General features: G+C 37.0%; 22 protein-coding genes. 10 read left to right on the top strand and 12 right to left on the bottom strand.

Annotation, left to right across the window (positions count from 1 at the left end; all coding sequences use genetic code 11):
- The first annotated feature begins 219 nt into the window (after window positions 1-219).
- Window positions 220-1,296 (top strand): PepSY-associated TM helix domain-containing protein, encoded by a 1,077-nt coding sequence (locus FLEMA_RS0107605; RefSeq protein WP_026994946.1) that lies wholly within the window; start codon window positions 220-222, stop codon window positions 1,294-1,296.
- Between the two features lie 237 nt (window positions 1,297-1,533).
- On the opposite strand, the gene FLEMA_RS0107600 is transcribed toward FLEMA_RS0107605, so the two are convergent.
- The 11 genes from FLEMA_RS0107600 to FLEMA_RS0107545 all read right to left on the bottom strand — a co-directional run bounded on the left by FLEMA_RS0107600 (window position 1,534) and on the right by FLEMA_RS0107545 (window position 14,976).
- Window positions 1,534-2,874, bottom strand: coding sequence for a TolC family protein (locus FLEMA_RS0107600; RefSeq protein ID WP_026994945.1), 1,341 nt, complete (start codon window positions 2,872-2,874; stop codon window positions 1,534-1,536).
- Between the two features lie 6 nt (window positions 2,875-2,880).
- A complete protein-coding gene (locus FLEMA_RS67860) occupies window positions 2,881-5,967 on the bottom strand; it encodes an efflux RND transporter permease subunit (RefSeq protein WP_044171066.1) in 3,087 nt (1,028 codons plus the stop codon).
- Between the two features lie 7 nt (window positions 5,968-5,974).
- Window positions 5,975-7,009: an efflux RND transporter periplasmic adaptor subunit gene (locus FLEMA_RS0107590; RefSeq protein ID WP_026994944.1), complete on the bottom strand. Its 1,035-nt coding sequence runs from the start codon at window positions 7,007-7,009 to the stop codon at window positions 5,975-5,977.
- Window positions 7,010-7,024: 15 nt separating this feature from the next.
- Window positions 7,025-7,426 carry a hypothetical protein gene (locus FLEMA_RS0107585; protein WP_026994943.1) on the bottom strand — a complete coding sequence of 134 codons (402 nt, stop codon included), beginning with the start codon at window positions 7,424-7,426 and terminating at the stop codon, window positions 7,025-7,027.
- Window positions 7,427-7,560: 134 nt separating this feature from the next.
- Entirely contained in the window at window positions 7,561-8,124 is a 564-nt protein-coding gene (locus FLEMA_RS0107580; RefSeq protein WP_044171064.1) for a Crp/Fnr family transcriptional regulator, read from the bottom strand.
- Between the two features lie 356 nt (window positions 8,125-8,480).
- The gene (locus FLEMA_RS0107575; protein WP_144080055.1) at window positions 8,481-10,121 is read right to left on the bottom strand and encodes a helix-turn-helix transcriptional regulator; all 1,641 of its coding nucleotides are present in this window, start codon (window positions 10,119-10,121) and stop codon (window positions 8,481-8,483) included.
- Window positions 10,122-10,691: 570 nt separating this feature from the next.
- Window positions 10,692-11,600, bottom strand: a complete 909-nt coding sequence (locus FLEMA_RS0107565; protein WP_026994940.1) for a helix-turn-helix domain-containing protein — start codon at window positions 11,598-11,600, stop codon at window positions 10,692-10,694.
- Between the two features lie 9 nt (window positions 11,601-11,609).
- Window positions 11,610-11,963, bottom strand: coding sequence for a hypothetical protein (locus FLEMA_RS0107560; protein WP_026994939.1), 354 nt, complete (start codon window positions 11,961-11,963; stop codon window positions 11,610-11,612).
- A 317-nt stretch (window positions 11,964-12,280) separates the two neighbouring features.
- Entirely contained in the window at window positions 12,281-13,069 is a 789-nt protein-coding gene (locus FLEMA_RS0107555) for an SDR family oxidoreductase (RefSeq protein WP_026994938.1), read from the bottom strand.
- 381 nt (window positions 13,070-13,450) lie between these two features.
- Window positions 13,451-14,302 carry an aldo/keto reductase gene (locus tag FLEMA_RS0107550; protein WP_026994937.1) on the bottom strand — a complete coding sequence of 284 codons (852 nt, stop codon included), beginning with the start codon at window positions 14,300-14,302 and terminating at the stop codon, window positions 13,451-13,453.
- Between the two features lie 95 nt (window positions 14,303-14,397).
- Window positions 14,398-14,976, bottom strand: a complete 579-nt coding sequence (locus FLEMA_RS0107545; protein ID WP_026994936.1) for a TetR/AcrR family transcriptional regulator — start codon at window positions 14,974-14,976, stop codon at window positions 14,398-14,400.
- Window positions 14,977-15,541: 565 nt separating this feature from the next.
- On the opposite strand from FLEMA_RS0107545, the gene FLEMA_RS0107540 reads away from it, so the two are divergent.
- Window positions 15,542-16,192 (top strand): response regulator, encoded by a 651-nt coding sequence (locus tag FLEMA_RS0107540; protein WP_026994935.1) that lies wholly within the window; start codon window positions 15,542-15,544, stop codon window positions 16,190-16,192.
- Between the two features lie 63 nt (window positions 16,193-16,255).
- Here FLEMA_RS0107540 and FLEMA_RS76005 read toward each other — a convergent pair whose 3' ends face one another.
- Window positions 16,256-17,938 carry a tetratricopeptide repeat-containing sensor histidine kinase gene (locus FLEMA_RS76005; protein WP_159102664.1) on the bottom strand — a complete coding sequence of 561 codons (1,683 nt, stop codon included), beginning with the start codon at window positions 17,936-17,938 and terminating at the stop codon, window positions 16,256-16,258.
- Window positions 17,939-18,246: 308 nt separating this feature from the next.
- On the opposite strand from FLEMA_RS76005, the gene FLEMA_RS0107530 reads away from it, so the two are divergent.
- The 8 genes from FLEMA_RS0107530 to FLEMA_RS0107485 all read left to right on the top strand — a co-directional run bounded on the left by FLEMA_RS0107530 (window position 18,247) and on the right by FLEMA_RS0107485 (window position 24,607).
- Entirely contained in the window at window positions 18,247-19,074 is an 828-nt protein-coding gene (locus FLEMA_RS0107530; protein ID WP_310587207.1) for a DUF6597 domain-containing transcriptional factor, read from the top strand.
- Between the two features lie 71 nt (window positions 19,075-19,145).
- Window positions 19,146-19,319: a hypothetical protein gene (locus FLEMA_RS76915; protein WP_159102663.1), complete on the top strand. Its 174-nt coding sequence runs from the start codon at window positions 19,146-19,148 to the stop codon at window positions 19,317-19,319.
- Complete coding sequence (locus tag FLEMA_RS0107520) at window positions 19,303-19,506, top strand: hypothetical protein (RefSeq protein WP_026994933.1); 204 nt, start codon at window positions 19,303-19,305, stop codon at window positions 19,504-19,506. Before FLEMA_RS76915 ends, FLEMA_RS0107520 begins: the two co-directional genes overlap by 17 nt.
- A complete protein-coding gene (locus tag FLEMA_RS0107515) occupies window positions 19,487-19,891 on the top strand; it encodes a hypothetical protein (RefSeq protein ID WP_026994932.1) in 405 nt (134 codons plus the stop codon). Before FLEMA_RS0107520 ends, FLEMA_RS0107515 begins: the two co-directional genes overlap by 20 nt.
- Before the next feature lie 8 nt (window positions 19,892-19,899).
- Window positions 19,900-20,340 (top strand): nuclear transport factor 2 family protein, encoded by a 441-nt coding sequence (locus FLEMA_RS0107510; RefSeq protein ID WP_026994931.1) that lies wholly within the window; start codon window positions 19,900-19,902, stop codon window positions 20,338-20,340.
- Between the two features lie 421 nt (window positions 20,341-20,761).
- The gene (locus tag FLEMA_RS67850) at window positions 20,762-21,031 is read left to right on the top strand and encodes a LytR/AlgR family response regulator transcription factor (protein ID WP_159102662.1); all 270 of its coding nucleotides are present in this window, start codon (window positions 20,762-20,764) and stop codon (window positions 21,029-21,031) included.
- 161 nt (window positions 21,032-21,192) lie between these two features.
- Complete coding sequence (locus FLEMA_RS67845; protein ID WP_052354010.1) at window positions 21,193-21,825, top strand: hypothetical protein; 633 nt, start codon at window positions 21,193-21,195, stop codon at window positions 21,823-21,825.
- 79 nt (window positions 21,826-21,904) lie between these two features.
- The gene (locus FLEMA_RS0107485) at window positions 21,905-24,607 is read left to right on the top strand and encodes a LamG domain-containing protein (RefSeq protein ID WP_026994929.1); all 2,703 of its coding nucleotides are present in this window, start codon (window positions 21,905-21,907) and stop codon (window positions 24,605-24,607) included.
- The last annotated feature ends 97 nt before the right edge of the window (window positions 24,608-24,704 follow it).

Genomic DNA, 24,704 nt, shown 5'->3' with positions numbered 1-24,704 from the left:
CCGTAGAGACTGGTGACATCAACTATTGAAATCTAGGCATTTTAGCCTATTTTTGTGGTTCGCCATTGGCTCTTTAGTAATGGTGAATTGTTAATTAGTGAGTTTTTACAAAGATAGTTTGGCGAAAAATCAAAAGGATAATATCGCTCTTCACTAATTCACAACTAAACCAGAAGTTTCACCTCTCCTATCAACTCCTTTAATTTTAAAAAAAATTGTATGAAATTATATCGTAAACTTTATAGTGTCCATAAATGGTTAGGATTAACAACGGGTATTTTTCTGTTGCTATTGGGGCTAAGTGGCTCAATATTAGTATTTAAGGATACACTAGAAGACTCTATTTATACCGATATTAATACTGTATCTGTAAAGTCTAAGCCCATAGCCTTGGACAGTATTTATCAGATTATTACTCGACAGTATCCTAATTTAGATGGTCTTTCGTGGATAAATCCCGAAGCTCCTGCTAATCAGGCTTATTGTTTTAGGCTGTATCTCAACGACGCCCAATTGTTGACCTACGACCTAGGCTTACTGAGAATCGACCAATATACAGGACAAATTATTCGTCATGGCCGAAGCGACGACTGGCGGCTAGATTTGTTAGAATGGTGTTTTCAGTTTCATTTCTCTTTTCACTGGGGTATGCCTGGGGCAGCCTTTGCGGCTTCGATGGGTATTATCATGCTTTTGTCTATGCTTACAGGGGCGTTGGTATACCGAAAGTTTATTTGGAAAGTGTTAACCTTCAAAGTGCGTGTCAAAACCAAAAACTGGAGAACTATTTCGTCAGATTTGCATAGAATCATAGGAGTATGGTCGCTTTTGCTCAATGCCATTATCTTTTTTACGGGCTTCTGGATGAACCTATTTGCTTTTGAAGCAGACACTTGGCACAATGAAGTTATTCCAACCCAGCCTAATACTTTGGTAAAAGTATCGCTTGATAAAATGTATAAAGAGGCATTGTCAAAAATGCCTGATTTGATACCTAATTATGTGTACTTGCCAACTCAACCTAACAAAAAATTTAACGTAAGAGGCCGACTCCAGAACCAAAACCCCTTATTTGCAGGAGGCAATAGGGTTAATTTTGATGCACAAACAGGGCTTTTCATCAATATTAAACGCTTTTCGGAGTTAGCTTTTGGCGAAAAGCTAGAGGCTCTTTTTTATCCATTGCACGTCGGAAATTATGGTGGTATTTTTGTCCAGCTATTGTATGTTATTATTGGACTTACACCAGGGGTATTGGCTATTACAGGTTTTTTGCTTTGGTGGAGAAGAAAATAAACCTAACAATAACACTCATGAAAACAGCTTTAAAAGCTCTACAATACTAATTATTATCAAGATTTTCAGAAGTGTTCTGGGGGATATATACTAGTATTTTCCCATTAACTACGAATCAATTCGCCAGTTAATGGGAAGTTATCACAGCTTCTTTTTTACGAAAATCCCATAATGCCAACGTTGGGTAAATCCTGAAAATATTCTGTATTCAGATTTTCTGAACGAACCACAAGTTATTTATTGTCCAATCAAATTCTTTAATTCAGACACGGCCAAGGTATATGCCAATTGTGCTGCATAAACGTCGGCATTGGCTTTGGCTACTTGTGCCTTGGTATTCAGCATATCCGTTTTTAGGTTTAGCCCAGCCAGCTGTTTGTCTTCCTGAACTTTCAATTCTTTGCTACGATACTCCAATACTTTTTGGGCAACAGCAATCAACGCCTTGCTTTGGTTGACCTTGCGATAAGCTTTTTCTATATCGCTATTGACCTGCTGTTGAAGATTCAAGATATACTCTTCGGCCTGTTTCGCTTGTGCTTCACGTTGTTGGAGTAAGTGCTTATTAGAGAATAAATCTTGGATATTCCATTTGAGGTTTAGCCCCACAAAAGGGTTATGACTTGGCAAAATAGGATTCCCAGATTGATAAGCATACCCTGTTACTACCCCAAAATCGGGCAGAGTGCTCTGTTTGGCAGCTTTAATACCTAAGTCAGCTTTTTCTTTGGTCAGGCTAGCAATCTGAATATCGGGATTGGAAGACACTGAGGTTTTAAAACTTTCAATACCCGTTATATCTTCTAATACCAACGGTAATTCTTGTAGGTTAAAATCCTCCTCGGCAATACCCGTCAATTTTACTAAATCAGACTTATAATTTTGTGTCTGAATACTTAACTTTAAAATATTCTGTTCTTCATCGGCTATATTAGCCATCAAACCAGCCTGATTAACATCGATAGTTTTACCAGCAGCAATAGCCGTTTCGACATCCCCTAGTTTGGCTTGTGCCACCGCCAATTTGGCCTGAGCCTCTTCGAGTTGTTTTTGGGCAATTAGTGTTCCGTAGTACAATTGCTCAACCCCTTGGCTAATTTGTAGGGCAATTTTTTGCTTTTCTTTTTCAGTAATAGCCACATCCATACGGTTTACTTCCAAGCCCGTTTTGATTTTAATTTGCTGGCTAATAGGCTGATAGGCCGTTACACCAATATTGTACAGATTTTTGTTACCTATTTCTATATTCTTGTCTACGTTAGGCAGCGGTACTTGTGTAGTGCTACTCAATGGCAGTATACCAATCGAGCCTGCAGGAATCGTAATATTGGCCAAATTAAAGTTATATTGATAATTACCGTTTAGCGTTGCCGTTGGATAACGCTTGGTTTCGTCTTCTTTAATTTTGGCTTCTCTCTCAGCAATTTGCCACTGTTTAACAGCCAAAATATGATTATTTTTTAGAGCAACCTCTTTTAACTGTTGTAAAGAATACGTGGGTGCTTGGGCAGTGGCATGTTGCTTGCTCAATGAGCAAGCAATCGCCAACATAATTATATTTTTTAGGAACGACTTCATATCGGTCTATGCGTTTTGTTGCGTTAAAATATCTTTTTTGTCTTGGGCATTAATCCAGCCAATATAGAGTACTGGTACCGACAATAAGGCCATTAGCATACTCCATACTACCCCAAAAGCCAACACACTTGCCAAAGGAGCCCACATAGGCGAATGCGAAATAATCATAGGCACTACCCCAATAGCCGCAGCCATAGCTGTTAGAAAAATAGGACGCAAGCGACGTTTGCCGCTTTCAATGGCAGCCGAACGAATACCCATGCCGTGTTTCATTAGCTCGTTGGTGTGGTCTACTAAAATAATAGCGTTCCGAACCACAATACCCGATAGCGAAATCAAACCGATGAAGGCCGTAAAACTAAAATTATTACCTGTAACATACAACCCCAAAATAGCCCCAAACAAACTCAATGGAATGGTTAACATAACAATTACCGATTCTTTCAAATTTCTGAATTGAAATAGTAGAATAAAAAATATCAATACCAAACTCACCATCAATACGGTTACTAATTGGGTAAATGTTTCTTTTTTGTTGGCATCTTCACCACCGTACTCGATACGATAACCACTTGGCAATTGAAGTTTGCTGATTTCTGGCTGAATAATCTTGACTAACTCAGCAGGCAAAACACCTTCGGCCAATTCGCTTTGTACGGTTAGGGTTCTTACGCCGTTGCGGTGCATGATTTTGCCAGCTTGCCATTGTGGCACAATATCGGCAATTTGTCGTAATGGAACATTAGCACCTGTTACTGGCGATTTCATATAGGTATTTTGTAAATCGTCGATGTCTTTACGGCTATTTTCATCCAGTCTCAATACAATATCAACAGGGTTATTGCCTTCGTACATGGTCGAAATAGCCGCTCCGCTAAAGCCTGTATATACTGTTTGCGAAATACTGGTTGTGGTAAAACCTAGTCGGTTGGCTTCTTGCTTGAGCTTGATACCAAAGCCATAGTAATCTTCGCCAAAATCGCTTCTTACAAATTTGCTTCCTTGTGCTTTTTTAATAATAGCCGCAACTTGATTAGAGAGGTCTTTGAGATGATTTATATCATCGCCAATGACCCGAACCTCGACAGGTGCTTTCAATGGAGAACCCTGTTGCATCAGTTTCACAAAGGTTGTTCCTTCGGGAATAGCTGTTTCTACTTTGTTACTCAGCTCGGTAGCCAATTCTTCGGCTGTTTTGTCGGTAGTAGTATTAATCAAAATCTGAGCATAATTGGTAGTCGGAAACTCAGGCGAAAAGTTATAGTAAAATCTTGGGGCGGCTGTTCCTGTAAATGTTGCATAAGACAATACTCGTTTGTCGCCTTTAATCAAAGCCTCTGCTTTTAGAATAGCCTGATTTGTTTTTTCGAGCTTAGTGCCAGTTGGCATCCAAAGTTCTACGACAAATTGGTTGCGTTCGGCAGCAGGGAAGAATAATTGTCGAACACCCGCTTTGAACAACAAGCCCGCCAAAATAATAGGAATAAGGCTGCCAATAATTGTGATTGCTGGATGTTTCACACACCATTCCAACAGGTTGTTGTAGCCAATTTGCATATAATCTAAAAGGCTTTTTCTGCTTTTCTCCTCCTTTTCAGTAGGTTGATGTAGCCCTTTTTTGATAAACATATAACATAACATGGGAGTGAGCAACATAGCTACTACAAACGACGATGCTAAAGCTACCGCCACCGTAATGGGCAAAGCAAAAATAAACTCGCCTACCGAGCCATTCAACATTACCATTGGCATAAACGATGCTATAATGGTTATGGTAGCTGCCAATACTGGTACGACAAGGTCACTGGCACTACGCCAAGCGGCGGTCCAGCGTTCTACGCCTTCGTCGAGCAGCTCGACATAATTATCTGCAATTACGATAGCATCGTCGACGACCATTCCGAGTACCAAAATCAAAGCTGCTAACGATACTTGGTGTAGCTCGATACCCAAAGCGTGCATAATAGCAAACGTCACGGCTACAGTCATTGGAATGGCGGTGGCGGCTACAGCTGCAATACGCAGTGGCAATAGCAATACTACTACAATAATAACCGATACAATGGCTAGAAAAAATTCATGAATAAAGTGCGAAACGTTTTCGTCTACCAAATGAGGCTGGTTGACGATCGTCGTAATTTTTACTTCAGAAGGAAGTATTTGTTTTGCGGCTTCAATCTTTTTGTTTACTTCATCTCCAAATTTCACAATATTATTACCTTCGTGCATTTGGATAGAAAGTAAAATTGCTTTGTTACCATTTACAGTAATAGTACTTTGAGGCTCGGCATAGTCTCGTTTTAGGGTGGCAACATCGCTCACTTTTACCGTTGAGCCACTTTGCGATGCCCCTACTATTTGATTAGCTAAATCATTTTCGGTATTATAAAAACCATTGGTATAAAGCGGAGCTTTGCTTTGTTCGGTTTTGACAGAACCTGTAGCATTAATACTATTTTGCGACTGCAATACTCTTACTACTTGCTGTAAACTTACCCCATACTGTGATAGTTTTTCAGAGCTTGATGCCACCACAATTTGTTCTTTTTGTTCGCCAACACGTTTTATTTTAGATGCCGCAGGAATCGTTCTGAGGTAATCTTCTAGTTTTTGAGCATACGTTTTTAGTTCTGCGTAGCTTGCCTTATTTCCTTCCAAAGCAATTACCATAGCCTCGGTATCGCCAAAGTCGGAATTGACAATAGGGCCTTTTACGCCTTCGGGCAAATCCAACTGCTTAGATACCAATAGCTGATGCCTAAGTTTGCTCCAAAATATATCTGGTAACTTTACGCTTTCGGTTAGTTCTACGTTGACAACTACAATACCATCTTTGGTAGTAGAATACGTTTTGGTTTTGTTAACCTCCTCATATTGAAACAAATATTGTTCGAGTTTTTTGGTAACTTGGTCTTCCACCTGTGCCGAATTAGCCCCCGGAAAATAGGCAATTACCAAGCCCTGACGAATCGTAATTTTGGGGTCTTCACGACGAGGCATATTTAGCAAAGAATTGACCCCGATAGCAAATAACAGTAACAAAACAGACAATGTTACGTGCTTATATTTTAAGGCTGCTTGTATAATATTCATAATGCCATTATTTAATTGAGATTAGAGAACCATCAGTAAGTTTGTTTTGGCCAGCAGTTACTACAGCATCGCCTACATTGAGCCCCTGTATTACTTCTACTTGGTTACCAATGATTTTACCAACACTGATTTTGCGTTTGAATGCCTTGTTTTGAGCCTTATCTACTACATACACAAACTCTTGGTTATCTAAATCGTGGCTAATAACTTCCAAGGGTAATAAAATACTTTCGCCAGAGGTATTGGTATTGATACGAGCTTCGGCAATCATACCTGGGCGAATCAAAAGCTGGGGGTTGTCTACTTCTATTTTAATCGTGAATGCTCTGGATGTGGCATCGGCAGCTGAGCCTACCTCGGTTACTCGTCCGCTAAAGGTTTTATCTAATGCCGAAATCGTTACTTCAGCTAATTGGCCGAGCTTAACAAGATGTAATTCACCCTCTGGTATATACGCAAGCACCTTTACTTTCCGAATATCCGAAATTACCAATAAGGGTGTTCCTGTACCAATAATCTCGCCTACTTCACCTAGTTTCTTGATTAAAACACCACTAATAGGCGAATACAATTTGGTATCTGATAGATTTTTTTGCTGTAATTGTTGTTGTAGTTTGGCTTGCTGTAGGGTGAAATTCACTTTTGAAAAATCACTTTCCGACAAGCTATTACGCTCACGCATAATTTTAAGCCGATTGTACTCGTCTGTTACTTGGTTAACCTGTATATCCGACAACTCTTTGGCAATGTTATAGTTAGTAGGCTCGATTGTGGCTACTAATTGCCCCTTCCCTATATTTTGTCCTTCACGGCTCGAAATAAAATTGATGCGGCCTGCCACCAAAAATCCTAAACGGACGGTTGTACTACCATCGACATTGCCACTTACCGACACCTCTTTATTAATTTTGGAAGCTTGGAGGTTGGTTACATTTATGGTAATAGCCTGCGATTGATTTTCTTTATTTGTAGTTTCATTGTGTTTGCAACTTGCCAATAGCAACGTTGTAAGCACACCGAGATAAATATTAGCGTACTTCATTGGTTGGGGGATTTTTTATATGAATAAAGGATTTTGAATCGTAATTTGTTGAATGTCCAAAAAATGTAATAGCTCTGTCGCTTTCAGACAAAAGGCATCGCTTCCGCATACCACAAACTCCATGGATGTCATTGTATTGGCGTTAATAATTGACTCTAATTCAGGATGTTCCTGAAAAAAGTTATCAGCAACTTCGGCTATTATAAAATACACAAACAATACTGTTGGATAATGCCTGAGCAAAATCTCAAGCTCTCGTTGAAAATGAAAAACCTTGGTCGGAGCATAATATACTACCGAAACATGATGCAGCTCTTTTCCTACTAGCTTAGCTTTTAGCTGAGGAAACACAGTGGCCATTCCCGACTCGTCGGTAATGTAAACCCAGTGAATACCATTGTCTAAATTTGTCTCCATCGTTATGGCGTTTACTTTTGATGTGACAAAGTTGAGCAAAAGAAAAATGGGAATTTTTAATCTATATTAAAAAATGCTTCGATTTTGAAGGAACTTGCTTTTCATTTCCTTTTCCAAACAAAAAACAGCAATAATTACTTGGTTTTAGCCCTAATCACACTGAGGGTTTGTTGGGTAATGCCCAAATAAGAGGCAATATGACCCAATGGAGCTCGCATCAAAATAGAAGGATGATCATTGAGCAAAGCGGTGTAGCGTTCTTGTGCGGTATGAAACTGTAAAGAATATAACCTATCTGAAAACTGCTTGACCATGTGAACAGATGTAAGAAAAACATAATCTTTCAGACAAGGTATGGTATCGGACAATTGAATAAAATCACGATATTGAATAGTTCGCAGAATAACATCCTCCAATGCTTCTGTTCCGTAAGGTGTAGGTTGGTTATAAAAAACGCTATCAATATTCATAGAAACAAAGCCTTCTTCAAAAAAGAAATGTGTAATATCCTTATCGTTGTGGCTATAGAAAGTCCGTAATAATCCTTTTTCGACATAAGTTGCTTTTTGCGAACTTGTACCGGGCATCATCAAAACCGTTCCTTTGGTATAGCGTTCGGTTTTGAATGCCTTATTAATTTTTTCTTTCTCAACGTCGGTTAAGATAATTTTACCAGTTAGATGTTGAATAAAATCCATAATTGGGCGGCAGAAGTAGCTGTTTTAAGGTTTATAGCTTCAAATAAATGACAATTTATTTGAAATCACGGTACTCTACCCTATAAATTTTGTAATAAAAAAACAGCAATACGTTTTGTTGTCTTTCTATTCAGTTAGTTTTCAATAAGTTCAAAATAGAAATTTGTTTTACTATTTTCTATCTTTTGCCTCATCATAAAACCCTAAGCACACAACTATTGCTGGATTGATTAAACTTGTGGATGTTACCTAGTGTTGCGATTTCCCAACTTATATTCATTCCAAAGCTTATCATTATATTCTACAACTTTACGTCCAAAGCCTTTTACTTTTCTGGGTTTATTACATATAGCACATCATGTTCTATCACTAATCTTACGGCGTAAACGTAGCCTTGTTTGGTGAATTGTATTTTTGTTTACACCAATCATATCGGCCATTTCTTGAGCACTTAAATCAAGTTTTTCAAGCATCAACAATCGGGTCTCGGCATTGGTGAGGTCGGGGTATTTTTCTTTTTGTGCTTGGATATAACCAGGATATACTTTTTCAAACATCCGTTTAAAGTTTGTCCAGCCCTCTTCTGTTAGGATAGTCGATGTAATAAGCTGCTGTAGGTACTCGCTCTGAGTACCGTTGGTAGAGAGTTTTTCATTTTCACGACGGAGATTTTCTGCTAATTCCGACATTTTTCGGAAGTGGTGGGTCTGAAATTGGAGTTCGTTCTGAGCCGTTTCTAGCTCTTTTTCTTTTTGGTGGTGTTTCTGCTGCAAACGCTGGTGATTGACATACACCAGTACAAGGCTCAGCAACAAAATAACAATAACAGCATTGCGTAGGTATTTCTGTAATTGCTTTTCATTTTCTATCATTTTGAGATGCTCGGCATATTTTTCGACCTCGTATCGTAGCTGCATTTGCGACACTTTTTGCAAGTCATTTCGGCTATCGAGGCTATCTTCTAGTGCTTGGGCAAGGTGCATATAACGCAATGCAGTTACATTATTCCCTTTTTTTTCATTGTATTCTGCCGAATATTTGTATAACCTCAAAGGCTTAAAATAGTCAAGCAATCCTTTGGGTTCTAGGTTATTTTTGATGGCAGTTGCTCGATCGAGCAAAGAACTTACTTCGTTGGTTTTACCCAATTTTAATTTAATAGGAATCAGCACCATCAAGGCATCATATTCGGCCTGTTTCGACACAGTCGTGTCGGTAGATAATTGGGTTTTGATAAGCTTATAGCCACTATTGGCATAAAACTCACCCTCCTCAATTTTCCCTTGGTCGATGAGCAATGAAGCAATATCAATCGAAGAAAAGTGTCGCCAAAAATAGTTCCAGTGCTTATGTTCGGGCAAATCTGGGTGGAGGTTTTGATGAAAATTCAATATTTTTTTGGCATACATAATCGACTTATTGTAATCATTTTTACTTTTCCAATAAGCCTGTAGATAGCTATATACCTGAGTATAATAAAAACCTCCCTCGGTGGTAGGTTCTACAAAACGTTCGGCTATATGCAGGTATTGGTACGCCTTGTCGAGGTCTCCTAGATCCCAAAGTCCTTTGCTAAAATCAAACAGTATTGCTACCACATTATAATCACGAAATTTCTCAAAACCAATGCTTTGTATTTTTTCTAAACAATGTTGTTCATCTACATAATACTGCTCAACCGCAATTTTTTTACCCAAATATAGGCTATTGGTTAGGTAAAAAGATGCTGCTAGAGCTTCTATTTCATAGCCTTTTTGGGTAGCAAGTTTTTGCATATCAATCAAAACATCATTGAATGATTTACCATTGGGGATTTTAAATCCCACATTTGCTGCTACTAGAAAGGTATAGTATTGTAAGGCCAGTTGAGTATGATAATCTTTGTTAGTTTCGGCAATTTCCCTCATTTTATCGAGGGTAGTTGTTAATTGTTTTACCTCTACCAATTTCCAAAACGGATAATCGTGTACAAACCGATACCTTTCCGATTCTGTCATATTTCGGAAGGCTACCTCGTTGAATGATACCTGAGAAAATGCTATATTCTCAAAACAACCAATCAATAGGATTATGATAAAGTATGAAAATATTTTTTTTAGTGGTTCTGGGGAAAAAATACTACTGTTCATCGTGAAACTTATAGCAAAGAGCGAATATATATTTGGACAAATATAAGCCGAGTAGTTTAGTTTTTCAAATCTATTTTGCTAAGCCGATAGTAATTTTCTCATAACGCTCTATATCTATACGAGTTGTTGTTTTTACCTTAATCTTTATTTAATAAATGATTTATTGGTTTGATACTTCCAAATAGTATTTTTCGTCAACTTGATTGGCAATATATCCTTTGTATGATTCCTGAAAAATGTATTTGCCTTTCAGGATTTGCTTTTGTAGTACCCTTGTTATAGCCAAATAAGCTTAGTTTGATTGAAGTGCTAGTACCAAACATATTATAATAGCTATTGGCCTTGAGGTAATAGCTATATTCCAGCATTTTTCTTTGTATTATCAACACTGTACAGCTAAAGATACAGTGCTGATATACAGGGCAATAAAAGTTAATTTTAATTGAACGACTGCCGAAATTCCAAAGGCGAAAGTTTAGTTTTTGTTTTAAACAACTTACAAAACGATTGCAAATGTTCAAACCCTAAATCATACGCAATTTCGCTAACCGACAAATCAGTAGTCGATAGTTTTTCTTTGGCTTTTTCTATCAGTTTTTCGTGTATATGTTGCTGAGTGCTTTGTCCAGTCAAGGTTTTGAGTAAACTTCTTAAATAACTTGGCGACACATTGAGGGTATCCGAAATATACTGCACTGTTGGTAAGCCAGTTGTCACTAAGTCATCGCTATTGAAGTAATCTGAAAGTAATGTTTCCAATCGGTCAAGAATTTGATGATTAGAAATTTTTCGTGTAATAAATTGACGCTGATAAAAACGTTCGGCATAATTCAGTAAAGTCTCAAGATGCGAAATAATAATATTTTGACTAAACTTATCAATATTTGAGTGGTATTCATTTTGAATATTTTGGATGATGGCATTGATGATGGTTTCTTCTTTATCAGAAAGAAATAAGGCTTCATTGGCAGAATATCCAAAAAACTCGTATTGTTTTATTTTTTTGGCAAGCGATGTATTCCACAAAAAATCGGGATGGATAAATAACATCCAACCTTCCAAGTGTGAAGGCACACCGTTTTCTTCGCCACGCAGTATCTGCCCTGGCGACATAAATGCCATTAACCCTTCATCAAAATCGTACCTCTGTTGTCCGTAGTGAAGTTTGTCGCAGCCCCTTTTCAGCGATACAACATACAAGTCAAATAATACGGTATCGATACCCGAATTGTTTTTTAACCCTGTCAAATCAATGATACCTATAAGTGGATGATGAGGTTTTGGAAGCCCCATCAATCGGTGTATTTCTGTTATAGATTGTATTCTATATGGTTTGGTATTTGCCATAAAATCACGTTAGTTTTTGAAAGGATATTTCAGCCATATCATTACCAAAGGCATTACCAAGAAGGGTATTTCGATCAATGCCATTTTATAGTTTTCGGCTCTCAGTGCCAACGCCATAATCAGCACAATAGACATTGCATTGATAACATTTCCTAAGAAATACGTTTTGGGAATCAGTAGCAAGATACCTATAACAAAAGTTACTATTCCGAAGAACGGAACAAAAGTATCGGTGATACCCAATTCCGACATCATTCTTATCGTTTCGGGATTCTTTTTGTAATGGAATGTATCCCAGCCGTGCTTGATACTTAGCACCACTGAAATTACCAGTAGCACTAATGAAAGTATGCTCTTTATCATTTTAGAAAATAGTTTTTTTATAGATAAATCAATATTTAAGTATCTAAAATAATGACATCCAAGCACATAACCCAATCACCGTTATGGTTTTTTGTACCTTTCAATACCCCCTGAGGGGAAAATAGAGGAGTTGATTTGTGCTTGGTATACAGGAAAATCCTATAGTCATTATAGTTATCGCTTGTTAACTGTTTATTATAAACTCTTTTGAATTCTATTCCTATATAGCCAAAAACCTACATAACCTCAAAAATCCAAGCGATAGATAGCTGTTTGGCTTTGTTTTCAGCCTATAACGACCTCTAAAATTAGCTTTTTCATCTTTCTTTCTCGTGATTGTTCCGCTTAAATTTCTCAAACTCCCTATGTCCAAATTTCATCAAAGCTGCAGGAGCAACTCTGCTTGCTACTTCTATTGCTTTCACTAAAACTGGTTTAATTTCTAATTGATTTTTTAGCAATCCTTCAACAGCAATACTCACCATTTTGTCTACACTCATCATTTGGCGTGGGTTGGGTTGTAATACCCAATCATTTTGGAGGTTGGTATTAACCCCTGGTGGTATTACCTCAAACACCTTTACACTGGTATGCTCAAGTTGCATACGCAATACCTTTGAATAAGCATGAACCCCCGCTTTTGAAGCACTATAAATAGGTGCTGAGGAGTATGCCATAAATGCAATAGCAGAGGAAACATTGACGATTGCCGATGATTTTTGCTGTAGCAAATGTGGCAAAAATTGGTGTACCATCTGAATAGTACCTGCAAGGTTGGTCGTAATCTCGCTAATAATACTGTCCAAATCATCGCGTGTATGCTGCAAATCTATCAATCGCATTATTCCTGCATTATTGATGATAATATTCAATTCAGGGAATTGTCGTATAACATCATTATAAAGCTGCTTAATATCTTTTGGCTTGCTCACATCACTTTGAAATATATGGATACTGGGAAACTGTTGTTGGGTTTGCCTAAGAGCCTCAAGGCTACGTCCAGTAACGATAATATTTGCTCCTAGTTCAGTAAGTTGTTTTACAAACGCCAGCCCTATGCCGCTTGTACCACCTGTAATCAAGATTGTGCTATTTTTCAATTCCATTTGTCTGTCTTTTTTGTTGATACAAAATTGCAACAACTTTCAAAGACAGATTTATCCAAAACGACTTTTGATGTAGCTAAAACTCCTTTGTGGGATATAAATAGGTTTTTTTAGGGAAGGTAAAAGATAGGCATTTGGTATTGCTATTGACCTTTTATAGCATGTTGTTTATCATCTTGCCTATAAGGTATTGTCTACAAAAGCCATTCGTAGATTGTTCTTCCTACTAAACCTAGGGGTAATTGATGCAGCATAATACTTAGCCCTATCTATTTAGCATAAAACCCGCCTAGTCAGGTCATTGGACTTGGCGGGGCGAGTTTACGCTGGCATTATTAATAAATAAGTATGATGGTTAGGTGATTATTGCCTACGGCTTTATTATTCCTCGTATTGAAGACTTGCTAGCCATTTTACGGTATCAGGTTCACGATGGTCAAAAAATACACTTTTGTTGGTATCCAATACAACAATTGCTTGCATATCCTCGTCGGAAAGTACAAAATCCCATATATCGTTGTTCTCAAAGATTCTTGATGGCGTAACCGACTTTGGTATTACGGCCACATTTTGTTGAATCAGCCACCGCAATACTACTTGTGCTATGGATTTATTGTATTTGGCACCAATTGAAGACAATATTTTGCTGTTGAAAATATCCTTTTGTCCTTCTGCAAAAGATGCCCAAGATTGCACCAATATGTTATTGTTTTGGTGAAATTCAATCGTTTCTTTTCTTTGGTAAAAAGGATTCACTTCTATTTGATTAACCGCAGGTGTAATTTCATTGTGAACTACCAAATCAATGGCTCTGTCAGGAAAAAAATTACTGATACCAATAGCACGAATTTTGCCTTCTTTATAAAGCTCTTCCATAGCACGCCATGAGCCATAATAATCGCCCAATTGCTGGTGTAAAAGATATAAATCCAGATAATCTACCTGCAATTTTTTTAGGGATTGTTCAAAAGATTTTTTGGTTTTCTGGTAGCCCGTATCCTGAATCCAAAGTTTGGTAGTGATAAAAAGCTCTTCTCTTGCTATACCACTATTTTTTATGGCATTACCTACTGCTTTTTCATTCTGGTAAAGTGTGGCGGTATCAATAAGGCGGTATCCTGCCTCAATGGCTGTAATCACACTTTTTTCGCATTCACTTGGGTCGGGTATCTGAAATACACCAAAGCCCATCAAGGGCATTTCTATACCATTGTTCAGTTTTACTTTTTGCATTTTTTTGTTTTTAATAATTAAAATAAATAAGAAATGAAGTGTTTTTTATAATAAAATCGTTTTAAACCAATCGTTCCAAATAGGGGCAAAAAAAATTATTTTACTATGGTATTCAATAAAATATCTGCCATTTGGCGAGTAAGTGTTTCATTGCTAAACAAAATCTGTGTTTGCCAAATCGAGACCACATTTGTTATCATATAAAAAGCCATAGTTTTAGGGTTTGTATTGGCACTCAATTGTCCATTTTCCTGAGCCTTTTTTAGAAGGTCTTCAACCAATTTTACGGCTATTAATGTTTGTTTGCTCAGCATTCTTTTCACATCCTTGTCTATACGTGCCAACTCAAATGTAGAATTGACAAACATACAGGTTTTGGTATCGTGCAAAATAACATCGAGTACCGCATTAATAACATTTCTGATGGCCTCTATTGGGTCTTCGCTACTATTAGTGGCATCTTTGTATTCTTTTTCTTTGAGTTGTAAATAGCTATTTAAACACTTCAAAAAAAGCTCATGTTTGTCGCCATAAGTAAGATAAAGGCTGCTTCGGTTAATCTTTAGCGTATCTACCAAGTCGTTGAGAGACGTAGCATTATACCCCTTTTCCCAGAAAAGGTCACGGGCTTCAATGAGCTTAGTGTCGTAGTCGAAATTCTTTTGTCTTGGCATAACAAGTACAAAGGTAAATGATTTAAACCATTCGTTCCAAAACAAAAATTGTTTTTTTTTGAATAAAAAAAAGTTTTTACTTGAATCCCCTTGACAAAAGTATTCTTATTAGTGAAGGTTCTTGTCAGAGTTGAAATATGCTCCAATCGCCTCAAATCTTGGTTTTTGATAGCTTCATTTACTTTAGACCTATTTTCATATTATGTGTATGACCAGTTGCACCTATTTAGGCACTACCAAAAATACAAATCACTGTTAATCAGTAAATTACAATCCATTACCATTAATCAATTACTTGAAAAATATTACTTTTTTGAGTTTTCAAGTGTTTTTCTGGCCAAAAATTGTACTATTCTAACCGAAAACACTTCTTTAATTGTACTTTTTGTATAAAAAGAGCACCTGAATATGTACGACCGTTTAATAATTATATAGATAAAGAACCAAAGAAATAGGCTTTGATATTGGTAATTAAGAGTACTAAACTTTTACATTTGCGAGATAAGTGCTAATAAGTATCATCATATTATTCTATCTTCAACTATCTCGACCACTTACAATATATATGGATTCTAAATGCAAAATATTGCTTGTTGATGATCATCAGATTATACTTGATAGTTTAGCCTTATTGTTAAATACAATGAGTTCTGTCTTACTAGTGGGTAGTATCACTGACGGCAGGCAAGTACTGAATTTTCTGGCAAACAATGAAGTAGATTTGATTATCTGTGACTTTCATATACCATTTGTAAATGGCTTAGAATTGACCTTACAAGTGAGACGGCAACACCCGCGTATCAAAGTACTTTTACTTACGATGTCAGAAGAGGCCCATCATATTAGACAGGCCATAAAACTAGGTGTAAGTGGTTATATTCTAAAAAAATCAGGACGACAGGAGCTTGAAAAAGCAATTGATACCATTATGTCTGGAAAAAAATATTTTAGCCAAGCCGTCATTGAAGAATTAGCTGCTGATGATGACGAAGATTATAATAACCATCATCCAAGCACAATACAACATTTGACAGAGCGAGAAATAGAGGTACTACGTCTGATTTCGCTGGAATATTCTAGCAACGAAATAGCCGAAAAACTTTTTATCAGTTTATCCACTGTTGAAACACATCGAAGAAATTTATTTCAGAAAGTGAATGTAAAAAATGTGATTGGGCTTGTAAAGTTTGCCATTCAAAACGGGTTGGTTGACTAATTATTTATGGTTCAATTATGGCTTATACAGGTGTTGTTTGCGGTATCCAATCATAAAAGAACCCTATTTAGTTATCGGAATCCGTATTTCACTTAGTGTGCCGTGCGGACTAATCCCTAAAAACTTCAAACTGCCCCCTAGGCTTTCGGCTCGATTTTTTACATTTTTTAATCCTCGTCCCTCGCTATTGGTTTGAGTAATACCTATTCCATTGTCTTCAATTTTGAGTATAATTTGCTTAGAGTCCTTCAATAATAGAACTGAAGCACGACTCGCTTTAGAGTGTTTTATTATATTATTGACCAATTCGAGACAAATACTATAAAGCTCAAACTCCATTTTCTTGTCCATATTATTAAACTCACCCTTAGACTCCAGCTCAAACTTAATCGTTGAATTTTGATTAATCTTCCGAACAAAATATCGTAAAGCAGAGACCAGTCCTTTTTGTTCTAGTTCTTCGGGGAGCAGATTGTGAGCGAGCAAACGTATTTCATCGTAGGCATTTGTTAGCATTTTCTTTAACGTCTCAAAAATTTCTAATTCTTGCTGATGGAGCTTTTTGGTATTGATAGAATCGAGTGTCCAGATAAGGGAGGACATCGTAGAGCCCAAGGTGTCGTGTAAGTCTGCTGCCACACGCTTACGTTCTATTGTTTGTCCACGTAATAATGCTTCTGTTATGGCCTTGTTTTTCTTCCGTAACTTTTGATTAATGAAGTAGAAATAAATTAATGAAATAATCAAAATCATAGACAAGACAGACAGGCCAAGCTGTTTTTGTCTTTGACTATTAAAATTGAGTTCTTCGATTTTTTTGGTTTTGGCATCTACTTCAAATCGTATTTCCTCTAGGGCCTCCTCCTTTTTGAATTTTTCGTTCAGTTGACTGTACTTTTCGTAATAATACAAAGCCGAATCTGCTATGGTAAGTCCCTTGAAAATTTTATACTTTAAGTATTGGGTTTTAGCTTTTTTTTCCTCCGACATTAATAAATCGGTGAGCGTATCTGATGTACGTAATGTTTGTAAAGCTTCGGTCAATTTTCCTACTCTAATAAAGTATTCAGAGAACTCTGTAAGTATGTATTGCTTTTCGGCTATTCCATTAGTGATTCTACAATAATAGAAAACACTATCTTCATAAGATATTGCGTTTACGTAATCGTTGAGTCGTAAATACGTCGTGCATAAGTTAATATAATTAACACATTTATGTCCCGCAATATCCTCAATATCTTTCTGTTGAAGGCTTCTATATCGCTTTTCTAATGATTTAAAATAAGGAAGTGCCTTAGCGGGAAAACCGTTCTCAAGATAGGCATTACCTATATTGGCAAGGTTATCAACAATACCTGTTAAATCATTAATAGACCGAAATAAGGCCAATGATTTTTTGTGATATTCGATTGCCTTATCGTATTGATTTGCATAGGTATATACAGTACCCATACCAATATAGGTATGGGCTTTTTCCGACACATCATTGTTGTTCCAAATAAGTAGGGCATTATTAAACGATTTTATAGCCTCGTCATAATAGCCTTGTTCTCGGTAATATACACCTTTACAGACCTCTACAAGACCGATTGCTTTAGGGTATTGGGTTTTCTGTGCTAATTTTTCTGCTTTTCGCTGATAATACATGAGGCTATCAGCACTTTCATCTACAAATATCCGAGCAATACTTGCATAAGCAACAGCCAAACTAGTGTCTTTTACATATCCATTTTTCTGTTTTTCCAAAGAGTGGATGTTCTTTCTAAATGTATCAATGATATTGTCAGATACCTGTGTTTGAGCTTTTACCTCTAGTATGATAAATAGAGTAACAATCCAGATGATTGCTTTTATATATTTTGTAAAACATATTAAATATCGAAAATTTTGCATATCACAATATCCTTATATTCGTGAGGTATAAACAGAAATACCTTAACGAAATTCAAAACAAAATACTGAATAACAAAGAGATGGCGTTGAAAATCATGGTAAACCATGAGTGTTTTTTTTCAAACTTTTTAGGAGTTTTGTCTAAAATAAATTCCTAAGCTATGTTGTATTATAAAAAGATAAATCCTCCTAATCATCTTCGACCGTTCGTTGAGTGTTTCTACGTCTGGGAGATGATGTTAGATTCTTCAGAATCTGTTATAGTAGAATCCCCTCCTAGTAGTTATGCTTCGGTTGTATTTAATTACAAGACGGTTTATGAAGTAGCATCTGCTAATAAGAGTTTTCTGCCAATATCTCAATCTTTTATTACTGGACAAGCTTCTAAAAATTACTTTTTAAAAATCAGTCAGTCTATTGGATTAGTTGGTATTGTATTTCGACCTGCAGCACTTGCTACACTTTTTAAGTTAGAAATGTATGAATTTACCGATGAACGCTACGATGTAAGGGCGGTTCTAGGCAAAGAAATAGATACCTTGCAACATCAAATTGAAGATGCTCGAAGTCTTGAAGAGCGGATTAGTTATTTAATACAATTTCTTAACAAAAGGCTTCTGAGTGGTACTTGTAGCCCAGACCGAACAGATTACGCCGCCAATTTGATTATAGCAAAAAGAGGTATTATCAATATCAACAGCTTAATGGATGATTTATATGTATCAAAAAGGCAGTTTGAGCGTCAGTTTTTAACTAAAGTAGGGGTTAGCCCAAAATACTATGCCCGTTTACGTAGAGTTGGGTACGTATGTAGCGTATTGGCAACTCAAAAATGGAATATTAGTGATTGGCACGATTTAGTTTTTCAGATGGGCTATTACGACCAAGCTCATTTTATCAAAGATTTTACCTCATTTACTGGTAAAACGCCTTCTGTGTACTTAAAAAGAAACGTTGAATTAGCTAAATACCTCTCCGAAATTAGCTAAATGTCGTTTTTTTACAATCATAAGTAAGACTATTACCAGACCTTTGTTTTATCAACTAAACAACAGATATTATGAAAGTAGTCTTATTTAGCTTATTTACATTTCTTTTGATTAGTGATACTGAAAAGTATTTGAATGGAGTTTTTCTTCTTAAAGCCTTCAAATATGGCGATGCTACAGAATGGAGTAGCGACAATCGACGCAAGGTAGTGAAAGTATTTATATTGGATGTGTGTTTATTTTGACGACCATCGCCCCAATCGTAAGTTATTTGGAGGTGCGTGTGGAGGAACTTTTGAAATCATTGATGGCAAATATATAGAAGGACATGATTTTTATTCGTGGGATACTACACACGTAGGCCAATCGACGAAAATGGATTATAAAGCAAATGAAAATGGATTTGAACAGTATGGGAAAAATAAACTCTGATAAATACAAAAATTATCAAGTCATAGAAAAATTTGCACGTATATCAAGCCTCGTTCCTTTAAAAAATTCTGCTTTAGAGGGTGTTTGGGTATTGAAAGAAAAATATGTAAAAGGAGTAAAAGAAAAAATCAAGGGCCAATATCTACGTATTGTGCAGTATCCAGTAGTAGCGATGGCTCATTATGATTTAGCCAGAAAAGCTTATTATGGTGCAACAATTCATGAATATCAGTTTGACGGGAATATTCTCTCTGAAAAATGCCAAGCAAATTCAGATGATTCTACACAAGTAGGAAACGTGCTATATTCTCAGGTTTCGATTAAAGGGAATATGTTTACACAAAAAAATGCTAATCAAATAGGAATTTTTCAAAAACTTAAATAGATAATATCATGGAAAATACAATAGTGAAAGAAAGCTTCAAAGAGCTAACACGAAAAGGAACTTGCGTTGAGTTTTTTTCGGCCTATCAAGAACATGAATATTCAAGAATGCTCACACTTTTCGCACCTGATGCCACTATCGAATTTAGTCCGTTGGGAGATGGAGGAAAAGGGACAGTAGCTGAGCTGGGTAAAACACTTTGGATGGCATTAATGGACTGTTTTCCCGACATAGATAATACAATAGACACATTTGAGACAGTGGATAATACGATTGTTTGTAAGGTCAATATTTTTGGAACACAAGCCAAAGATTTTGCAGGAATTGTATCGAAAGGCTTGAAATTTGAAAATGACCATATCTTTATCTTCCAATTTGATGATGACGATAACGTTTCAAGCCTGACAGTTGACTGGGATCATGATAGTTTCTGCCAACAACTATCCTAAAATTCAATTATTCCTCATGGTAAACCATGAGGCCCAATTCATTGTAAACCATGAGAAAAAATCGTGGTTTACAATGAGGGAAAAACTCTCTGGAAATCTTCAACTTTGTAATGCAAATTCATTGCAACACCACCCTATTAAAGCTTTTGACTAACTGCCTTTTTAGAATAAATAAACCTTACCAAAACCCTTAAATAATGAAACAGCAAAATAGCTTTTGGGCACCTCTCAAAAATATAGTAGAAATAAGAAAGAGCTACATAGATGGGAAATCTCCATTATTGATAGGTACTGATATATGGTGTGCATGGGTATATAATGATTTGGGTATAAATATGATTGCTTCTACAAAGAAAAATCCTTTCAAAATACGATGACACAACAAGCAAAATCATACTTAGTCCTCGATTGCAAAACAAGAATGAAAATAGCTACTGATGAGATTATTATGTTGGAGGGAGATAAAAACTATACTCGTTTTAGCTTTCGTTGTCAAAGAGGATACATGAGTTCTCATACGTTGAAGTACTTTGAAACTCAGCTTTTAGAGAAAGGTTTTGTGAGAATTCACCGCTCTTATCTCGTCAACAATTTATACATTCAATCCACTAATTTGGATGATATGAGTGTGAGTTTGACCAATGGCCTGAAATTGACATTAGCACGAAGACGTAAAAAAGCTATTAAGTAGCAATCGGCATAATACTTTCTTCATCAGCCCCTTATAACAAAAAACAAATCCTATCCAAAGCTATACTATTACTTAAATAGTTGAAGGTTAAATTTCAAAAAATACCCTTTGAGTAATGCGTACTTGTAAGTCCTATTATTAACACTTTACTGTTTCTAAAAATGAAAAAATATCTTCTAGCACTATCTGTGCTCATATTAAGCAATGTAATCTATGGGCAAAATAGTTTAACATTCAAACGGCAAGTAATAGTTGATTCAGAAGGGAATGGAAGCGGGCTTAAATTCACTGGTATCAACTCTTCTACAACAACCAGTACCGTGACAGGCAAAACCTTAACTTTGGATGCACAGGGCAATGTAATTTTAGCACAAGTACCAGCTATTCCTTCGGGTGCTTCAATATGGTCACTTACCGATACCATTGCTACTACTACTGTTGCTGCCGCTGTGATTGGTAGAGGGGTGAGTATTCCAAGAGGAAACCCCTATGGATTATATGTTTCGAAGGGTATCTTAACTCAAAAAGTAAGAGTTGCGGTGCTTGGTTCTACCTACTGGGCCGACTATGTTTTTGATAAAAACTACAAGCTTCCCTCGCTCAAATCGGTAGAAAAATATATTACTCTACACAAGCACCTGCCCGATGTTCCTTCTAGCGAAGAAGTAACCCAAAATGGAATTGACTTTGCTGAAATGCAAGCTACGTTATTACGTAAGATAGAAGAACTTACACTCTATACAATAGCTTTAGAAAAAAAGGTATTGGCACTAGAAAAGAGAAAGAAAAAGTAGTAGTTAGATGAATACGAGGTTATATAAACTGCGACTTGTGTAACATTTTCGTTTACTCTATGCTGTATAAACAAATCCCATGAAAAAACTCGTTCTTTTATTATTATCTATCTACTCGGCCTCTATATTGGCACAGAATACTCCTACTAGTCCTCAGATAGGGAGTATCAAACAAATTTATTGCGAAGGAGATTCTGTCGTACTTACCAGTAATGTTCGTAAGTCACCCAATACAAGGCTATATTGGGTGAAGGATACATTCTGGCAGCCCGATTTGCGAGATAGTTCTATTGCGGTAATTATCAATGCTACCTCCCAAAATTCTGGCAACTATCAGCTTGTGGTACAAAATCTGTCAGACAGCTCAATGGCCATTTCGGGGTACTTAGAAATAAATGTGCATTCAAAACCTTCTATAGTACCACCAGCTTATACCATAGGAGGAGGATTAACGTCACCAGGCCTAGTGGAAATGCAACTTGGCTATTCGTCGCCTTGGACTGTAGAATGGTATGCCCCTAATGGAACGTATTTAGGAACTGGTAATGCAAAAAGTTATTCGGTTGACGCTTCCATGCACAATCAACATGGTGCTTTATATTTTACCTACAGATTACGTAATGATAATGGATGTCTTAGCCATAATTATGGACTGGTAGGCTGGTCGGTTGGTCCTAATCCCCCCCCAATGCTTTATACAAGTACAAGCCATTCTAATTGTTTTGGGACTACTGTACGTTTTGATTATATTGGAGGTTGTACTAATGGAAGAATTGAGTGGTATACAGATTGGAACAAACCACCCGTTCCTGCTCCTTCTGTTTCTATTAGAGCAGGTTTCCGAGTAAGTGACGAATTAAGTGGATATTGGGTTGTGTGTAATCGAAATGGTGTACTAAGTACCCCCACATGGTTAAGGGATCTTACGATTTCTACTTACGAAGCACCTTCGGGCATGACTGTTATCAATGAAATAACGATTAGGCCTAAAGAATCTGCTTTGTTAGAGGCATCTGGCTGTAGCCTTACTGGAGGAGAAAATAATTTACATTGGTTCGATGGTAGATATGGAAAAGAACTGGGAATAGGTAGGACGTATTTGACTCCCCCACTAACCAAAACAAAAATATATTATGTAGCATGTGCGAGCCCATGTGGAGATACTTATTTACCAATAAAAGTGAATGTAATTCCCGAACCAGTTAGAAACTTGAATTTAACTTTGAACGGTAATGCTGGAAATGTAACGGCGTATTTTGGCACACCCGCCGTGGGAACTGGTCATATAGAGATAGAATATTCAGTGGACGGCGGACAATCGTTCAGAAATATATCAGAACTGAGTGCTAGTAATCAAAGTGAGATACCCACAACAGATACATCTGTTGTTATAAATGGAGTACTTGGAGGCCAGCGGTATTGTTTTAGAGTGAAAAGCATTGGTGTTAGTAACTCATCTTACTCGGGTAACGCTTGTATCGCCATTCCATGTAGTAGTGTTTTTCAAATAAATGATAATCAACCAATTGTCTATTTTTGTACGGGAAGCTCAGTTACACTCACTACAACCAACTGCTTCGGTACGGTTACATGGTCTAATGGCCTGAGTGGAAAACAGCTTGTAGCTAGTGTAGCAGGAGCTTATTCAGCTACTTGCACGTCTTCTGGTTGTAGTCCCCAAAATGCCACTATAAATGTAGTACAAGTGGCGAAACCTACCTTAACGATTACCAATCCAGTACCCGTTGATGTTCCCGCAACAATTGATTTAACCAACCCCGCAATAATTAGTGGAAGCTTGTTGCCACCAAGGACAGTCATTAGTTATTTGGACGATAGCCTGCGGGTATTACCGTCGCCAACGAGTCTTACCAGTTCTGGCACTTATTATATCAGAGCTACCTCGACAAGTTGCCCAATTGAAACCAAGCCCGTTATCGTAACCATTAGCCATTGTTACACACCACTGGTTTTAAATTCAACGAGTAATTTTTCGACGGGTAGTAAAGTAAAGCAAAGCAATTACAGTATTGCTGCTTCAAATATAATTTCTGGAACAGCCAATATTACTTACAAAAGCCAACAAACTATCTTGCTTACGCCAGAAACTAACGGTGGTTTTACTGCCTACCAAGGTACTGTATTTAACGCCGAAATTGGAGGATGTGCAGAGAATGGACTGGTTGCTCATTATCCTTTTGATGGCAACACAAATGATGTGTCTAACAACAATAGACATGCACAAGATAATAATGCTACTCTTGTACCAGATAGGCTTAACCGCCAAAACAAGGCCTATTCTTTTAATGGTAATGATCAAAGTATTGGGCTTGGTGATTGGTTCAATTATAATAATTTCACGATTATGATGTGGGTTAACCCTGCTGATATTCAACAAAATACTTATGCCGACATCATGGATAACAATCATGCTTACAATACGAGTTGGGTGATTCAGCAGGATGCCAATTCAACCAATAATTATTATGCTGGCATTTCAGGTAATACAGCGAGTGTCCCTCCTTTTTCTTTACTAGCAAATCAGTGGCAACACTTGGCTATTGTGAAGGCTACTGAGCGTATCCGTATCTATATCAATGGCAACATAGTGGCCGATTCTCCTTATGGCGGTAATCCAGACTATACATTGGGGGTGTATCTCCGTTTAGGAGCCCATGCTCAAAAAATAAGATTCTGGAATGGTAAATTGGATGATGTCAAGTTTTACGATAGGCCACTGACAGTCAACGAAATACAGGGAATTTTCAGATTTAACAACTAAAAAGGTACTCTGCCAAGACACCATTGGTACACTCAGAAACCCGACTACAACCTTCTAGGAAAGAAGTGTCTAAATAAATGGAAATAAGGAGATTATT

This window comes from Flectobacillus major DSM 103, from assembly GCF_000427405.1.
Classification (GTDB): Bacteria; Bacteroidota; Bacteroidia; order Cytophagales; family Spirosomataceae; genus Flectobacillus; species Flectobacillus major.
The sequence above is the reverse complement of the archived record's forward strand: the minus strand, read 5'-3'. Positions and strand labels throughout refer to the sequence as shown.

Excerpts from the sequence above, each read along its gene's own strand:
- FLEMA_RS0107605 (WP_026994946.1), top strand. The coding sequence starts at position 220 with ATGAAATTATATCGTAAACTTTATAGTGTCCATAAATGGTTAGGATTA.
- FLEMA_RS0107600 (WP_026994945.1), bottom strand. The coding sequence starts at position 2,874 with ATGAAGTCGTTCCTAAAAAATATAATTATGTTGGCGATTGCTTGCTCA.
- FLEMA_RS67860 (WP_044171066.1), bottom strand. The coding sequence starts at position 5,967 with ATGAATATTATACAAGCAGCCTTAAAATATAAGCACGTAACATTGTCT.
- FLEMA_RS0107590 (WP_026994944.1), bottom strand. The coding sequence starts at position 7,009 with ATGAAGTACGCTAATATTTATCTCGGTGTGCTTACAACGTTGCTATTG.
- FLEMA_RS0107585 (WP_026994943.1), bottom strand. The coding sequence starts at position 7,426 with ATGGAGACAAATTTAGACAATGGTATTCACTGGGTTTACATTACCGAC.
- FLEMA_RS0107580 (WP_044171064.1), bottom strand. The coding sequence starts at position 8,124 with ATGGATTTTATTCAACATCTAACTGGTAAAATTATCTTAACCGACGTT.
- FLEMA_RS0107575 (WP_144080055.1), bottom strand. The coding sequence starts at position 10,121 with ATGACAGAATCGGAAAGGTATCGGTTTGTACACGATTATCCGTTTTGG.
- FLEMA_RS0107565 (WP_026994940.1), bottom strand. The coding sequence starts at position 11,600 with ATGGCAAATACCAAACCATATAGAATACAATCTATAACAGAAATACAC.
- FLEMA_RS0107560 (WP_026994939.1), bottom strand. The coding sequence starts at position 11,963 with ATGATAAAGAGCATACTTTCATTAGTGCTACTGGTAATTTCAGTGGTG.
- FLEMA_RS0107555 (WP_026994938.1), bottom strand. The coding sequence starts at position 13,069 with ATGGAATTGAAAAATAGCACAATCTTGATTACAGGTGGTACAAGCGGC.
- FLEMA_RS0107550 (WP_026994937.1), bottom strand. The coding sequence starts at position 14,302 with ATGCAAAAAGTAAAACTGAACAATGGTATAGAAATGCCCTTGATGGGC.
- FLEMA_RS0107545 (WP_026994936.1), bottom strand. The coding sequence starts at position 14,976 with ATGCCAAGACAAAAGAATTTCGACTACGACACTAAGCTCATTGAAGCC.
- FLEMA_RS0107540 (WP_026994935.1), top strand. The coding sequence starts at position 15,542 with ATGGATTCTAAATGCAAAATATTGCTTGTTGATGATCATCAGATTATA.
- FLEMA_RS0107530 (WP_310587207.1), top strand. The coding sequence starts at position 18,247 with ATGTTGTATTATAAAAAGATAAATCCTCCTAATCATCTTCGACCGTTC.
- FLEMA_RS76915 (WP_159102663.1), top strand. The coding sequence starts at position 19,146 with ATGAAAGTAGTCTTATTTAGCTTATTTACATTTCTTTTGATTAGTGAT.
- FLEMA_RS0107520 (WP_026994933.1), top strand. The coding sequence starts at position 19,303 with ATGTGTGTTTATTTTGACGACCATCGCCCCAATCGTAAGTTATTTGGA.
- FLEMA_RS0107515 (WP_026994932.1), top strand. The coding sequence starts at position 19,487 with ATGGGAAAAATAAACTCTGATAAATACAAAAATTATCAAGTCATAGAA.
- FLEMA_RS0107510 (WP_026994931.1), top strand. The coding sequence starts at position 19,900 with ATGGAAAATACAATAGTGAAAGAAAGCTTCAAAGAGCTAACACGAAAA.
- FLEMA_RS67850 (WP_159102662.1), top strand. The coding sequence starts at position 20,762 with ATGAAAATAGCTACTGATGAGATTATTATGTTGGAGGGAGATAAAAAC.
- FLEMA_RS67845 (WP_052354010.1), top strand. The coding sequence starts at position 21,193 with ATGAAAAAATATCTTCTAGCACTATCTGTGCTCATATTAAGCAATGTA.
- FLEMA_RS0107485 (WP_026994929.1), top strand. The coding sequence starts at position 21,905 with ATGAAAAAACTCGTTCTTTTATTATTATCTATCTACTCGGCCTCTATA.